5 protein-coding genes and 2 pseudogenes are annotated in these 16,977 nt (G+C 45.1%); 2 read left to right on the forward strand and 5 right to left on the reverse strand.

Annotated elements, in window-relative coordinates:
* Together IQ211_RS20100 and IQ211_RS08655 are read left to right on the forward strand one after the other, a co-directional pair.
* Window positions 1-95: pseudogene (locus IQ211_RS20100) on the forward strand (IS982 family transposase); the annotation flags it as partial.
* An 81-nt stretch (window positions 96-176) separates the two neighbouring features.
* Window positions 177-947, forward strand: a complete 771-nt coding sequence (locus IQ211_RS08655; protein WP_189759885.1) for a hypothetical protein — start codon at window positions 177-179, stop codon at window positions 945-947.
* A 360-nt stretch (window positions 948-1,307) separates the two neighbouring features.
* Here IQ211_RS08655 and IQ211_RS08660 read toward each other — a convergent pair whose 3' ends face one another.
* The 5 genes and pseudogenes from IQ211_RS08660 to IQ211_RS08680 form a co-directional block, all read right to left on the reverse strand.
* Entirely contained in the window at window positions 1,308-2,621 is a 1,314-nt protein-coding gene (locus IQ211_RS08660) for a sodium-dependent transporter (RefSeq protein WP_189759886.1), read from the reverse strand.
* A gap of 44 nt (window positions 2,622-2,665) precedes the next feature.
* Window positions 2,666-2,821: pseudogene (locus tag IQ211_RS08665) on the reverse strand (branched-chain amino acid transport system II carrier protein); the annotation flags it as partial.
* Between the two features lie 553 nt (window positions 2,822-3,374).
* Complete coding sequence (locus IQ211_RS08670) at window positions 3,375-6,500, reverse strand: autotransporter outer membrane beta-barrel domain-containing protein (RefSeq protein WP_223281722.1); 3,126 nt, start codon at window positions 6,498-6,500, stop codon at window positions 3,375-3,377.
* A 533-nt stretch (window positions 6,501-7,033) separates the two neighbouring features.
* Window positions 7,034-8,308 (reverse strand): enterobactin transporter EntS, encoded by a 1,275-nt coding sequence (gene entS / locus IQ211_RS08675; RefSeq protein WP_189759888.1) that lies wholly within the window; start codon window positions 8,306-8,308, stop codon window positions 7,034-7,036.
* Window positions 8,309-8,356: 48 nt separating this feature from the next.
* Entirely contained in the window at window positions 8,357-16,951 is an 8,595-nt protein-coding gene (locus tag IQ211_RS08680; protein WP_282885584.1) for an amino acid adenylation domain-containing protein, read from the reverse strand.
* Window positions 16,952-16,977 lie beyond the last annotated feature (26 nt).

The raw sequence follows: 16,977 nt of genomic DNA on the forward strand, positions 1-16,977 counted from the left end.
AGCTGCTTTCTCACACATTAGGTATTTTTGCCAACTTTAAACAAGGTAAAAAACAACGCGATTGGCTTCAACAAACTCTCGTTATTGGGTGTTAAAGTCGAGCATCGCGTTATATTTAAGACCAATCAACATTTTGAATACGTGACCGCGTAGTACGTATTAATGGCATGACAGCTATGGATAATTTAGATGCTCCCCATGGAATTCAATCCAGCGGTATAAATTCAACCGCTTTTTTAGAAAATGGATCTAATACCATAGAGTTACTATTTGGCAGTCGCTCTTTTGAAGAAGAACTTATGCCTGAATCTCGATGTGAAGCAACATTAAAAAAAGTGTCAGCTTATGGAGAAAATGATGACGTCATTAGTCGCATTAAATTAGTCGCTGATAAAGATGGCAATCCAGTCACTGAAGAATCACTCAAGAATATACCTAATGAGAAGGCGGGCTTTGATTTTACTGGTATGTCCACAATACCAGCAGAAGAAGGTTTATTTTCTGCGAAAAAAACATATTCAATTGATGGATTGCCTGAGTGGATGTGGACAAAAGCCCAACCGGTGACAGAAAAAGATTTGCCAATTATAAAATCTTTCTATCAGGAAATAATTCATTCATTTGCTCAAAAGGATTTGGATAAAATATGGCGCATGAGTAAACCTGCCTGGGAGGAATGGGCTATTGCAGATAACAGTAACGCTAAGTTTTTTTTCCATTCTATGGTGTTTGAAGATAAAATCGATAGTGATAAATATATAGTCAGAGTAGATCCAGAATGGAAAAAATTCAAATTAGTCAGTTATAGAAATGGGCGTCTATTCCGTCTGGAAGCTGGTGCTCATGGTCGTTCACCTATACTGTTCGACAATAAAATCACCGGTGATACTGCAACTTATAGCCCTTATTTATCCATTATTAATGGTAAGATTGTGATAGCAAGGTAATGAATTTAATTTGGCTAATCAGTTATTATCTTGATTAGCCAAATATTCAATATAAATCTATACCAATCTAACTTCAAGATGCGTGTGATTTATCCCCGATTTGCGGGGGAGAAATCACGTTTCATATGGTGTTGTAAATTGCAACTTGAAGTTTAATGCATATAAACTCCATATGAAATTTCCCATCAAACATTTGAGTGCGTTAAAGGATTAAAATTGATTCAAGGCATTTTGACGATAACTAACGGGCGGTTTTGGTAGATAAACTCGCCCGTTTAAATTTTTACCTAAATTGTAACAGCGTTACAAAATAGCAGCATCATTCTCTATCAAATAAATGAAAGATGATACTTAACATAATCAAATCAGTCCGTGTACCAAAATTACCCCGATACATAAAGGTCCGACATATCGCCATATAAACCGCAAACACTGACGTTTCCGCAATGACATATTATCCGGTATTAATGCATTGACCTTACTTGACCAGCCAAATACGAGGCAAATAATAATCCCGAATAATGGCATGAGAACATTGGAAGTAATAAAGTCCAACATGTCGAAGATGGTTTTTCCACCTAATGTAATATCACTTAGAGGTCCAAAAGATAAGGAAACAGGGATACCCATTAACATAATCGATGCCGTCACTCTTAAACTTGCTTTACGACGTGACCATTTAAAGCGCGATTGGCAATAGGCAACAATGTGCTCAAGTAATGAAATTGCTGAGGTCAGTGCTGCCATTAATAACAATAAAAAGAAAGTCACTGCCAAGATTGAACCACCCGGAAGGCTGGCAAAATAAATTGGCATTGTCATAAACGTTAAGCCAGGCCCGGCATTGGGTTTTAAGCCAGCAGCTGCCAAAGCAGGAAAAATCATCAGGCCAGCCAATACACAAACCAGACAGGAGAGGCTGACAACCCAGATACTCGATTTACCGATGCCTTTGTTATTAGGCAAATAAGAACTGTACGTAATGTGGATACCTAACCCAATAGACAACGAAAAAAATGCCAATCCCAATGCATCTAAAACACCTTTTCCGGTCAAGCTATTGAAGTCTGGATATAAGAATAGTTTTAGACCTTCTGATGAGCCTGGTAAACGGATGCCAACAATAATTAACACTATCATGATCAAGAATAACAGTGGCATCATGACCTTAACTGATTTTTCTAAACCTTTTTGCACGCCAGATAATACCACGAAGCAGGTTAACCCTGAAAATGCCAGATGTGCGATTATCGGCCACCATGGATTGCTGATGAAATTGGTGAAAATAGATGTCAGTTGAGAGACTTCTGTAATGTTCAATTTTCCTGTACTTGCCATCACTGTGTAGCCTATGGTCCAACCACCGACAACACTGTAGAAGCTATAGATACACCATGAACTGAATACACCGATGAGGCCAACCCATCCCCAATGTTTACCAAGTAATTTTTTAAACGCATTAACGGCCACTTCACCCGTACTGCTTCCCAGCATGTTTTCAGCTAACAGAACGGCTAATCCAATGACAAAGCTAAACAATAAAAATACAACCAGAAATGCTCCGCCACCATTTGTTGCTGAAACATATGAGAATTTCCAGATGGCACCAATGCCAACCGCAGATCCGGTTGCTGCTAATATGTGTCCCAGACGGGATGTCCATTGTTGACTCATGCTAACCCCCGAATAAATACAGTGTTAGCATATGTATCTGGCTCCATAGCTGTATGCAAAAAACCAGCAGCAGCACTCCAAACATGCTCACCCGCCTGCAGGTCAACCATTGGCAGGATGATATTTCCTGTCCCGACGAATAAGGCAAAGGTCATCAAGCCCAATGCCCAAATATCTTTAGATGATAAACGGTATGTCATAATAATTGTTAACTTATTGTTGTAAAAATAATTGCAAATGTAATAGTAACTATCACAACCTCTTGAATTTCCATTAGCGAAACTGGATTCTGATTTAACAGTCAGTGATAAGCATCATATTCACTGATATTCGCAAGATACAGAATGATAGTAGCAACATCAAAGATATTATCTTCGTTATGACCTGAAGCAATAGCGGATAAGAGTTCGTTGAGCATATTTAACGCCCTATCGCAAGACGCTAATCTTAGCTCGGCCATTTTTTAGAGGCCGCTTGAATCGCCAGCCACACAACTGCAGCAATCGAGCTGACAGGTCGTGTGCTGCTTTTTGAAAACGACACCCCTATTTTGGGTGATGTTTTAGTAGTTACACCAATACGAAATGAAACTGAGGTTCTTCAATAATGAAAGATAAAGAATTAAAGGACATTATTAGAAATGGCACTTAATACACCACAATAAAACCATAAAAAATATTCACTACACAAATATGGTGGAGCCAACATTACTGACTCCACATATTTTATCGAATATTTACATCCCAGCTGTCATCAGAATTGCCATCTAAAACCGATATTCATACTATTGTCCTGATGACGGCTGGAGAGCAACCCACTATAGCCAAGAGTGAATGAAACGTTATTACTTGCACTCATCTCCGCATTCGCTTTCAGCACCATGCCATCACGAGAAGCAGGTACACTGCGAGTCACAAAGGTTGTGTTGCTGCCACGGAACGCTAAACCGGTTGCTCGTTCACGCTCACCATATTGATGCTGCCAGCCTAATTCTCCATTTAGGGTAATTGAAGAACCCCATGCAGCCTGCCAGCTATGATTAGCACGCAATCCCAAGGTAGAGAGCGTTGCTTCAGTATGTTGGCTGTTACCGTGAAGTGCAGCAGCAACCCCATCTTCGTTAATACCTTCATTGCGGAAATTGACGTAAGCCAGGTTAATGAACGGCTCCAAATTCACAACCCCTGTCGGTAGAAGATAAGCAAGTTCAGCGGATAATTGTGTTGTTCGCCCACTGTACTTGGCATTCTCACTATCACGCTGACTGCCATAACTGATAAAGCGTTTGGTATCAATACGGTGCCACGTGAACCCGCTATTGGCTCGCAACACAAAGTCACCAAATTGACGGTCACCATAAAGAGCAAGGTGATAGTTATTACTGTCAGCAGTCGCATTGTTAGCGCCATCAAGGGAAGTACGGGTGTAACCCGTTGCGATACCAAAACGGCTATATTCATCAATAAGCGCATCCGCACCAAGGAATAAACCATAGTTTGAAGCCTGATAGCCCGTCGCATTCGCTGTACCAGAAGCGTGGCTCCATGCACCAAACAGCCGAACCCACGCACCGTTATTGTCGCCATGAATATCGGGCGAAGATGAACGGCCTTCAGCCTGACTCAAACGAGAATTCAAGGTATCACGTAAATAACGGCTGTCATTAACCAACTGAGACGCGATATCAGCGTGAATTTGCCCATCAAGCTGACGGAACGCAGAGCGGGCTTGCTCCGCAGAACGACTGGTTAAGATACTTTCGTAAACCGGATTCCCCATCCCAAGTGTATCCGCGGCAGCAGCCACTGCACGTTCATTTTGTGTCTTAGCAAAATCGACAAAAGCCGTCTCATTACGTCCAACATGGAGATTAATTTCACCAGGTTGATAAGACAATCCAGTGCCAAGGAAGAGATAAATCGGGACAACACCATCGAAGCGACCATTGATATTCTGCTTCGCACTAAGAATAGTGTATTGCTGACCACTCAGGCTTCGCACATCTTCAAACGAAAGTAAGTTGGCCGTATTCTCAAGGGAAACACTAACCTTTCCGCCATTGAGCAGTGCACTTTCTTCAACCTGAATTTTGTCACTGCGCCCATCGGAAGCAATTTCAACAGCGTAATAAGAACCAGGTTCAAAGGTAATTTTTTTGGCAACCTTAAGCGTCCCTATAGAGTTACCCGGTGCTACCGTACCGCCACGCTGCACATTGAGCGCTCCCACCGTACCATTCCCACCAAGTGTGCCACTTTCCATTACTGCAACGCTGGAAGAGACACTACCGCTAACGTCCAGTAATCCCTGTTTGACCAGTGTTGGGCCAGAATAGGTATTCTGACCACTGAGAGTCAGTGCACCTCTGCCTTGTTTGGTTAATCCACCATGACCACTGATATCATTGCTCCATTGATCCTGGGCACACTGACCAGCATCACAGACGCGTTCAGTCGGTTTACCCTTATCGAGCACGGCACCAACACCCGGAATATCAGCAATAAACTGTCCCTTACCGTAAGCGACTCCGTCAGGATCTGGAATGCGGAATTTTTCAGGAATATCTTCCGCGGTATAGAACATGCCAGGACCATTTATTGCTTTACCGAGGTTGATCAATCCCCAGCCGTAAAGCTCATCAATGCCCTTTTCCCCTAGATCAGTAGCCGTCGTACGAAGCACAGAAGCGACTTGATCGCCGGTCATATAGGGAAAACGTTCCATCAATACCGCAATACTACCACCAGCATGTGGCGCGGCCATTGAGGTCCCTCTATAGCTGTCATAGCCCGTGGTAATATTGTCTATCCCTGTTCCCTTAATAACTGAGCTATATATCCAGCTACCCGGTGCGCTGACACAAAAACTGGCAGTATAGCCACAGCGGGAGGAAAAATCGCTGATGGTATAAGGCACGCTATTGGAACTATTTGGATTTTGTTGCAAGCTCGCGACGGTCAACCAGTTTGGTGCAATCTCAGGCACAAACCAAGCCAAGCCCGCAATAGCATCTGGATTACTGTAGTTATTACTGTTGCCAGCAGCAAAAATTGTCACAATGCCGCTGCGGGCAGCATCAATTGCCCCCTGATATGCCCCACCAGGTTTTGTACCCAAAATCGGTTTGATTTCATCAAACTGCATCTGAGCTTCAGCCAAGGTAAAATGAGCGGCGTTCGGATCGCTTCCCCCCTTTTCAAGCTCCCGATCAATACCAATCCCCCAGCTGTTGTTAATGATACGAGCGCCGCTGTCTCTCAGTGCATGCCAACCAGCCTGGTAAACACCCCCATCATTACCCAAGATAATGCCATCTTCAGGGCCAGGATCACCGTTATCCGCAGTGAGTATTTGGGCGTTATAGGCCACGCCATGCATCTCTCTGCCATCTCGGTTAGCTGCCGCTATGCCAGCCACATGGACACCATGTGTTCCCAGCCTTCCGTACCTATCTACGGACGGCATGCCATCATAAGTAAATGAATCACCTTTCTTCACCGGAATATAGGGATCAGTATATTCACGTATCCCAGAAGTCTTTAAGTTGATGACTTTATCTTTTCCCATAAACTCAGGATGCTTGGCATAAACTGCCTGATCAAATATGCCTAATTTAATCCCTTTACCGGTATAGCCTCTAGCATAGGCTTCATCAGCGTGAATCGCACCAAGCCCCCATTGGCCCGAAAACTCACTGGAACGCCAACTGGCAGGATCGCCAGTCCGTCCTTTTTCAACATAATTTTCGGCATAGGCGCCTGCGCTGGCCGCAGCAGCCAAACAGCAAGCTATAGCGTGATAAAGCACTCGTGGTTGGGTTTTGACTGATAAACGTGTGGAAGTCAGCGTGTTCCAAGGTCTTCTGTCGCTCTTATTCATTTTAGTCACCATCCATTGTTGATTTGCAAAGATGCCAGCTCTTCTGTTTTTTTATTGTGTAGGCAGCTTGAAACCATCAAAGTGATAGTTGTCTAAAAAGCAGGGAAAGACTAAAAAAGGCGTGCTGATTTTTAGATTGTTATCAAAAGAAAGCAGGTTTAATCAAAGCTATTACCTACACGATTTATACCACCAACACTCATCATAAAATGCCATATTTAATCAACCTTTATATTAATAAATTTTAACCTAGCCATAACTTTCCTTGTTATAGTGTTATTTTGATACATTGAAATAGTTCTGCATTTCCGTTATACCAATCTAACTTCAAGATGCGTGTGACATCTCCCCGCGGAGCGGGGAGATGTCAGGTTTCATATCGTGTTGTAAATTGCAGTTTGAAGTTTAATGCGTATATACCCAATGAATTTCAAGTTGCAGCTTGTAAGTCAATGTAATTGTTTATATCTCCCCGCATAGCGGGGAGATATAAGACGCATCTTGAAAGACGATTGGTATAACCCTGGTTTCAATTAATTATCATCTTGCTGCAACCTTTGCTCTAAGGTGCTTGTTTCTCTGTCACGCAGGGTAGAATGACGTAAAGGTTTTACTACTGTTGCAAGCAACAAGCAGGTAAGTGCAGCAAAAGTTCCAAACGAAAAAACAGTGATTACCGGAGATAACAAACGGCCCATAAAACCTAATCCCAATGCTCCCAAAGAATCGCCAGTAACATCTTGAGCAGTGACAAAACTGTTCACTCGCCCCAGTAAATGATCCGGTGTATGACTCTGAACAAGGGTAAATTGCAGTAAGGATGCAAATGCATTCAAATATCCATAACAAACCAACACAAGTAATGCCAGAATGATATTGGTCACGATCCCTAGCAGGGATAACGTGATAAAGGAGCACAGGGCACATATAACAAGCAGAACACCAGGTCGGGTACTGCGTCCTATCCAGCCGCTGGTAAAGGCGCCGAGCATGGCTCCCAAGGGAACAGCGGAATACATCAACCCCGTTGCTGACGGCCCTTGGTGGTAGACTTCCTGAGATAAGGCAGGAAACAGGATACGCACGGCTCCCGCGATACTAATCATCATCCCTACCAATATGACACTGCCCACAATTTTATGCTGACAAACAAATTTCACTCCGCTTATCAATGCACTGATTGGATGCTCCTGCTTACTTGGTTGGGGCTTCATTTCAGGGAGCCTCATCAGGGGTAACAACGTGGCTAATGTACCGATGGCTGCCACGGCAAAGTTCCATCCTGGTCCACCAACAACAATAATAATCCCTGCCAATGCCGGTGAAATAATGGCACCGATGCGAACAGTAATCATACTCAAGGCCCCTGCCGCCGCCAGATTCTCCCGCCCGACTAAATTGGGGATGGCTGCCATTAATGCCGTCATCCCCAACGCACCAAAAAAACCATCCCAAACAGAAAGAAAATAGAGCATATACAGGGACGGAGAGTCTAGAAATGCGTTAACACTCAGAGCGACAAAACCGAGACCACAGGTGCCACGGGCAAACAAAATAAGTTTACGTCTATCATAACGATCAGCCAGTATTCCACCCAAGATTAACCCGATGAACATACCAACGCCATCCAGTGCCACCACAATCCCGACCTGTAAGGTAGATCCTGTCAGAAACTGCATTTGGACAGGCACACCAACCGTCAGCATCCCTAATGCAAAGACAGATAACATACGGGCAATAAAGATAGCGCGAAAATGGGCATTATTTTTAAGTAAACTAAAATCCAAAAAAATTGATGAAGTAGCCATAATGTTCCATACGGTGCGTTAAATACGATAAAATCAATTGCTGCAAGCTTAATTACGGCGTTTTTTCAACAAGTTATTGAGCAGTGGCCCCCACTGTTTCAATGAATCTGGAGAAAGAATATCGGCATGTTCACAATCTTGCCGATAAACCCGTAAATGGCGAATCCAAGGTGCCCATGTCTCCTCGACATCCAATTCAGGCGGCAATGTTCGGGTAGCCACAAACAACGTAGCTTCGCCATCATATTTCTGGTTAACAGCGGATAATAAACTGCGGACAGCATCTCGATAGTTAGCCACGATATCCTCAAACATAGTCTGCTTTTCCTTACGCAGTTGCGGATCATGCTCATCTTCTGTGGCCGCCATAAACTCTGCCTGTTCACGGGCAATTTCCTGTTTGGCCTCTTCTTCGCTTAACCCTCCCCAATCCTGACCTTCTGGAGGATAAGCGTCCAATAATCCCAAGAAAGCAACTTCCTCACCTTCTTGCTGTAAACGGATAGCCATTCCTTGAGCCAACATTCCTCCCAGAGAATAACCCAGCAAGTAATAAGGCCCATGAGGTTGGATATTTCGTAAGGTCGCCAAATGGCGTGTACACATTGCGTCGAGACTGTCGCAGTCAGCAATGACACCATGAGGACGAGGAGATTGTAAGCCGATAATCGGCCAGTCGCCCTCCAGATAACGCAAAAGCCCACTGTATTGCCAGGCAAAACCTGACGCTGGATGCACACAGAAGAGTGCTGGCCCCGTTCCTTCCCTCAACGGTAAGACTTCACCTATTCCGCCGTTTTCGGCCGAATTTTTCTTCTGTTCATCTACCAGTAGTGCACTCAATTTTTCTACACTTCGCGCGACCATAATATGACCGACTGAAACACGGAGATTAAGGCGTCGATGTATTTCGGCTGCCAAACGCATTGCCAGCAACGAATGCCCGCCCAAAGCAAAGAAATCATCATCAGCCCAAACAATGTCGCACGCTAAAATCTCTGCAAACAACTTAGCTAGCTGACTTTCCAAACCCGCCTGCGGTAACCTGCCTGTTGTTAATTTCTCTGGCATCGGAAGTGCCTTGCGATTCAATTTTCCATTAGCACTCAGTGGGAATTTTTCCTGTATTACATAGCTGACCGGCAACATATAAGCAGGCAATCGTTTCATCATTGTTTGTTGCAGCGCTTGAATATCCAATGTCACATCTGCTTGCGGGATCACCCAGGCAATTAGCTGACGCGCATCAACATTCTCAATTGCCTGACTTGGCTTACCTAACTCACGTGCAGCAACCGCAGCCTGGGCGATTTCTGGCTGTTCTAGTAACACTTGTTCAATTTCACCCAGTTCAATACGCTGACCACGTATTTTTAATTGATCGTCACTGCGGCCAAGGTATTCAACCTCACCGTTTTCTGACCAGCAGGCAATATCCCCCGTTCGGTACATCCGCTCACCCGATGCAAACGGATCGGCCACAAAACGGCTGGCTGTCAAATCAGCTCGGTTCAGGTAGTTTGTGGCTAACTGGATCCCACTGAGATAAAGATCACCCGCCACCCCAATGGGAACAGGGCGCAACCAAGGATCTAAAATACGCAATTGGGTATTCCATACCGGCCGACCGATAGGGACACCAGAGCTACTGCAACGCTGCAATGCCTCACCAAACGCAGGTTGCCATGTCACATCCACCGCCGCCTCTGTTGGCCCATAAAGATTATGCAAAGGTGCAGTAATCAGCATTTGATAGCGATGCGCCAGTTCACAGGACAAGGCTTCTCCACTACAGAAAACACGTCTCAAGCTACGGCAGAAAGGTGCTTCTTGTTCTTGTAACGCGAAAGAATCAATGAAAGTTGCCAGCATTGATGGCACAAAATGCAATGTCGTGACGTGATAATCATCAATCAGTTGCCGAAGGAGTGTGGGATCACGATGCGCTTCCGGTGGTGCCATCATTAACTGAGCACCGGTCATCAATGGCCAGAAAAACTCCCATACAGAAACATCAAAACTACAGGGCGTTTTCTGCAATACCACATCATCTGTCGTCAATGAATAAGCATCCTGCATCCACAATAAACGGTTAACAATGGCTTGGTGGCTCACCACCACTCCTTTTGGCCGCCCTGTAGAGCCAGAGGTATAAATAATGTATGCAGCCTGTTCAGGCGTCACATTGGCGGCTGGATGGATAGGCTGTTGTGTTTCATCTGCCAGTGTATCCAGCAACAACAACGGTGCCTGATTGGCAAAACGTGCCTGATACTCATTTTCTGTAATCACTACTCGAGGTTGCGCATCTTCCAGCATGATGGTTAAGCGTTCGTCAGGATAGCCGATATCAAGAGGCAACCACGTCGCCCCTGCTTCCAAAATCGCCTGTAACGCCAGACTTAGCCGAACTGAACGCGATAATGCAACCCCAACAATGTCCCCTGCCTGTACACCCGCATCAATTAGACGATCAACCAATAACCGAGTTTGAAGACGCATTTGCTGGTAAGTCAGACGATGATGACAATCCAACAACGCCAAAGCGTCAGGCGTTTTGCTTGCCTGCTCAATCACAGTCTGATGAAGTGTTTTGGAAGGAATATCATGATAAGTGTTATTAACTTCCTCAATTAGTGCGGCTTCATCGGCGAATTGTAACCCCCACTCCCGCAGTGCAACTTCTGGCCGTTCGATTAATTGTTGGAACAAGAACAGTATGCGTTGAGCCAAATACTCAGGCTGTTTAACGCTTTCACGATATTCCATTAATAAACGCAGACGCTTACCCGGCAATACCAGTAATGTCAAAGGGTAATGGGTATAACCACGGTTATTGATGCTTTGGCAGATGATGCCTGCAATATTTTCTTTATTCCCTTTGTCCTGTTCCACATCAGGATAATTTTCAACCACCAATAAAGTATCAAAAAGTGTACCCGTACCTGCAATTCGCTGGATCTCGCCCAGACCAATATTGTCATGCTCAATCAATTGGATCTGCTGTACCTGTAGCTGTTTTAGTTGAGGTAATAGCGGTTGTTCCATATCCAAAATAACGCGAACGGGTAAGGTGTTACTGAACAATCCGATATGCTGATCCAACCCGTCAATCTGCCCAAACCGCCCCGATACCGGAGAGCCGAAAACAACATCAGATGAGCCACTTTGTATACTCAATAGCAGCGCCCAAATGCCTTGCATCAAAGTATTGAGCGTTAAACCACGTTGCTGACACAAGTCAGTCAATGCTTGCTCCATCTCTGGTGCGAGTAATATCTCAAGCTCTTTAACCTCACCAGTACGGTGTTGTTCGCCGAATAAACACGTTGGTTGAACATCTTTCAATACCTGTTGCCAACATTGACGAGAAGGCTCCGTCTCACGCGCCAATAATTGCTGAACTACGTCTTGATAACGTATCTCAGGTTTATGCAAGGCTTGCTCTCCTTGATTCAACAAGGTCAAAAGGTTTTGAACCAGAATAGGTGTTGACCAGCCATCAACGATCAGATGATGAACATTTAGCAATAGCGTATGGCGTAAGCTTTTACCGTGGCGTACCAGTAATGCATGTAACATCGCTGCTGGCTGCTGAAAGAGGTTTCGCGTGAGTTCTGCTTTTTCCAGTTCCCGTAATGCAGCCTCTTCCTCTTCCGCTGTCAACTCAGGCAGTTGATGGAAATCAAGTGTCCAATAATCTTTGTCATCAGAAATAATGGGGATCAATTGCAGTGGAGAGAGGGATTGTTCAGTATCAAATTTCGCAACTATCTGCGGATGATGCCGAACTAAAACTGACAGTGCCCGTCGTAATTCAGCCACAGGCAATGCCCCAAACAGGGAAAGACGTGTCAACGAGTTATAGCTCCCCTGTTCGGTCGCTGTCTGTGCATGGAATAATAACCCTTGTTGCAGTGGCAGTAACGGTAATACGGCAGATAGTGGACCGTAACGCTCAGTCAACTGAGTGAGATCGTTCTCTTCAATATCTGATAGCCCAGTTTCTGCGGCGACTAAAGTCGCCATGGCCCGTAAAGGCTGCTGTCTGGCGAATTGGATTAAGCAATCAGCCGCCCATGCCATACCGCGATGTAACTCCGCAATATCTTGCTGGCTAAAAATACCATCAACCCATTGCCAATTAATCACCAACTGTGGTGTATTGCCCTGCTCATCCACAAACAAATTGATTTCTAAGCTATGGCTTAGGGACATTTCGGGATCTTGATAAACCGCAAAAGCATCCTGGAAAAGATGTTTAGTTCGTCGTGGTGACCATAAGTGATCTGTCTCGACAAAACGCCCCAGATAATTAAATAAGATCTCTGGTGTCTCTTGCGTTGCCAGTATTTCCCGCCCTGTTTGATCAAGGTAGCGCAGCAAGCCATAACCGACGCCACGATCCGGCACTGCACGTAGAACGCTTTTCACCGCTCTGACGATGTCAGAAATAGCGCTATCAGAACTCATGATCGCAGCAGGTTGGTGTTCTCCTGTCAGCGGTAAATTGACCACTATTGGATATTCAGCGGTTAACCAGCCAACAGTCCGGGCTAAATCGCCGGTTTGATCGAATTCAATACGGCCATGAGACTCTAACTGGAAACGTAACTTATTGACGTTAAAACGACGATAACAAGCCATTGCCAACATTGTTAATAAAATTTCTTCAATATTCGCGTGGTATTGCTTTGGCAAGCTCCCTAATAATGCGGCCGTTTGTTCGCCACTCAATAATGTTCGCTGGTTGCAGGAAATTATTTGGCGATCCCGCTGGATATCCAGCGGAAGCTGCCCTAAAAGGGGCGTTTTTTCATTTAACATTTGTTGCCAAAAAGGCAATTCAGCTGCACGTTGTGGCAGATTTTGGCGTAGATAGTCATTCCAATCGTACAACGTGTACTCTTCTGCCGGCAAAACTACGGGCTGACCGGCGATTGCTGCTTCTACTCCTTGACGTAACTCATCCAATACTATTCGCCACGAAACACCATCTGTTGCCAGATGGTGAATAACAAGCACTAATCCTTTAGACACACCGTTATGTTGTAATAAACAAGCATGGAATAATTGACCATTCGCAGGTTCCAAACGCATAACGGCATCGTGGAAAGCTTGCTCAGCACAAGCTTCAATATCTTCGCAATCTTGCCATAGGCTGTAATGAGCGGTTTTGGATAACGGAATAGACTCACCTACAATCAGCCGACCATCACGAGTCAATGCGCGCAGTACAGGGTGCGCTTGCTCTAAGGCAACCAATGCTTGTGATAAGTGTTGCGGCTGCAATTCTGCCGGAACATGTATAAATACACCGTGGACAAAACGGGTATTAATGCCATGAGTCTCAGCAAACCACTGTAAAATAGGCAGGCTATCGATCGCCCCTTCCTGAAGGCGTGTAGGAGCAGGTTTAACAATGGCAATAGGCGTCATCTTCAATGCCATACGCACAGGTGTACGTTCACTGAAAATATCCCGCGGACGTAACTGCCAACCAAGGCGACGCAATTGCGTTCCCAGCGCCATCGCAGAAATACTGTCTCCTCCCAGCGCAAAAAAGTCATCATCGGCACTGACTTCTTGCACACCTAACAAGCTGGAGAAAGCTTCACAAATGGATTTTTCCTGCTCACTTTCCGCTTTTCTGCCTACTGGCAATGGAAGTTGTTGTGGTTTAGGTAATGAATGACGGTCTATTTTGCCATTGATCGAAATAGGCAAGGTTGCCAATACCATCAAGAGGGAAGGAACCATGTAATCAGGCAGTTTCTTTGCCAATGCCGCCAGCAGCAGAGCAGAGATATTAGGTAAAGCACGTTGTTGCTCATCAGGTACAGCACAATACCCCACCAACCGATATGTTGCGCCGATAGGTTCAGCAATCACAACCGCAGAACTGACTTCCGGCAAATCAACCAGAGCATTTTCTACTTCGCCTAATTCAACGCGAAAACCTCGTACTTTAACCTGATGATCCACGCGGCCAATAAATTCAAGTAATCCATCAGGGCGCCAACGCATAAGATCACCACTGCGATACATTACTTCGCCATGACGGAATGGATTAGCGACAAAACGTGTTGCCGTCATCCCTGGGCGATGCAAATACCCACGGGCGATACCCGCGCCAGAGAGATACAATTCTCCCGCTGCACCTATTGGCACAGGTTGTAAGTAACGGTCTAAAAGCCAGATATCGGTATTAGCAACTGGACGTCCAATCACCGGTTGATCGGCCAGCCGAATACTGCTTCCCAGCGTATCAATCGTATATTCTGAGGGGCCATAATAGTTGTGGACATCCATTTGCGGCTGCTGTTTGAGTAATTCCCACAACCGCGGTGTCGCCGCCTCACCACCAATCATAATAAACGCAGGTTGGTGATTACCTTTTTCCAACAACCCACTATCGATAAGTTGGATCAAGAAGGAAGGCGTAATATCCATGATATCAATCGGTAGCAGATTCATCTGCTGTACCACACCCCACGCATCCCGCCTCAGTTCCTCATCAAAAATATAGAGTTCACTGCCTAAGATCATACAAAACAGTGGCTCCCAAGAGGAATCAAAGGAGAAAGAGGCAGTATGTCCTGCACGCGCTCGTCGGCCATATTGCCGGTAAAAATTCTCAATGGCAGGCCCAAATAAATGCGTTGCATGGGAGATTAATAAATTCAGCAATCCGCCATGTGTACTCATCACCCCTTTTGGCTTACCGGTAGATCCCGAAGTGTAGATCATGTAAGCCAAGTGTTCACCGCGCAGTTTTTCGCGGCGTTCTTCGTCTGTGACGGGTAACGGGGATAAACGGGAACACTGCGTCGCTATCTGTGGATCATCCAGACAGATGGCTTTGAACGTTGCAGGCATTTGTCCCAGTGTAGTCAAGTGAGTGATCAGCAAGGCTGGCTGAACATCGTCACACATTAACTGCAAACGTTCCTGCGGATAATCGAGATCAAGGGGAATATAAGCTGCACCGCTGGCCAAGACGCCTAAAATAGCAATAATTGAATCCACTGAACGAGGAATGCCAATGGCAACCACATCTTCAGCCCCCATTCCCTGTAATAGCAAGAAACGTGCAAGTTGCATCACTTTTACCATCAATTGATGGTAAGTCAGCTGTTCATTATGACAACGTATCGCGATAGCATCAGGCTGCTGTTCGACCTGTTGCAAAAAGAGATCCAGTACAGAAACACTATCTACAGGCAATTGAGTTTTCGGCCCGCATGACCAGCTATCAAGCCGTTGTTGTTCTTGTGGCGGAATCAAAGGGATGAACGCAATGGATTGCTGCGGCTGCATAAGCAATTGATTCAACAAATAGCTGATCCGTTCACTGTGCCACTGTAGCGTTTGTTCACTGTACTTGTTTCGATTCGCAATCAGTGTCAGATGAAGCTGATCATCATAACAACATAATTCAAACTCTAAATCATCCACTGGTCCCATCGCGAGTGTATGCGTCTTGATGGGTTTTCCGTCTAGTTTCAATGCCTCATTATAGATTTTGTAATTGAAAACAGGCCCATAAAGCGCATTGTTGCTACCGGATAATCCCAGATCACAACGCAGTTGTTCGGCTTCATATCGCTGGTAACGACGCACTTGCTTCATTTCATCCACAAACGCCTTTGCTACTTCTGCCAGGGACATCCTGTCTTGCAATTTTATTTGCAGCGGTAAGAGATTGACCACGGGGCCGAGCGCACAAAGCGCTTGTGATCCCAAACGCCGCATAAAAGGAAAACCGATCGACAGATGTTTTTCTCCACTCATGCGATAGAAATAGATGCAGAGTGTAGCCATCACAATTTCAGCTGGCTGGAATGGCCGCAGTAAATCATCGTTCTTTACTGAAACAAACTGGGTAAGCGGAAAATGACAATGATGATTAAGAGGTAATGCATTGTTATTATTATCAATATTCTCAGTAGAAAGTGAAACAGCAACACCTCGTTCACGGGTATGCTTTTGCCAGAACGTAGCTGACTCTGCTTTCGCAGCAGATTGCTCCCAACTCAGGTACTCTTTGACGACTAATTCAAAGGAACAGAAAGGATTTTCAGTTGGCTGGCGACCTGCTCTGAATGCATTATAGATATCAATAATGCGTCGAGTCAGAGCATCAAAACTGAAGCCATCCAACATTAGATGGTGAAAACGCTGATACCAGTACCAGCGCTCTGGTTGAGCATCAACCTGCATGATCACTTGTCGATATAGAGGACGTTCTCCATCGGCAGGTAACTCAGCAGCCAGATCTGTCCGCATTAATTCCTGTGATAGACGTTCTCCCTTTCCGCTTTGTCCATGAGAAAAATCAAACCACTCAGGAGCAATTACTTGCTGTGCATTACAGAAGGCTGGAATTTGCTGTACAGGCTCTCCCTCTTCATTAACAAAATATCGCGCGTGAATGGTATCGGCTTCAGCCAATCCCTGACGAATAGCGGCGTCAAATAGGGTGCGATCCAGTCTCCCATTAATTTCAATATAATGCGCAATGGTGAACACATTACGGCGGTTGGCAAGCTGATCAGCCACCCAAATTCCAGGCTGAGCAGCAACGAGTGGCAACGTTAAATCGACTGACTTAATTTCAGTACATGGCAATACATTGGGCACGTTTAAATTTCCTTTCTTATCGACAG

Source organism: Xenorhabdus griffiniae (assembly GCF_015163655.1).
GTDB lineage: Bacteria > Pseudomonadota > Gammaproteobacteria > Enterobacterales > Enterobacteriaceae > Xenorhabdus > Xenorhabdus griffiniae.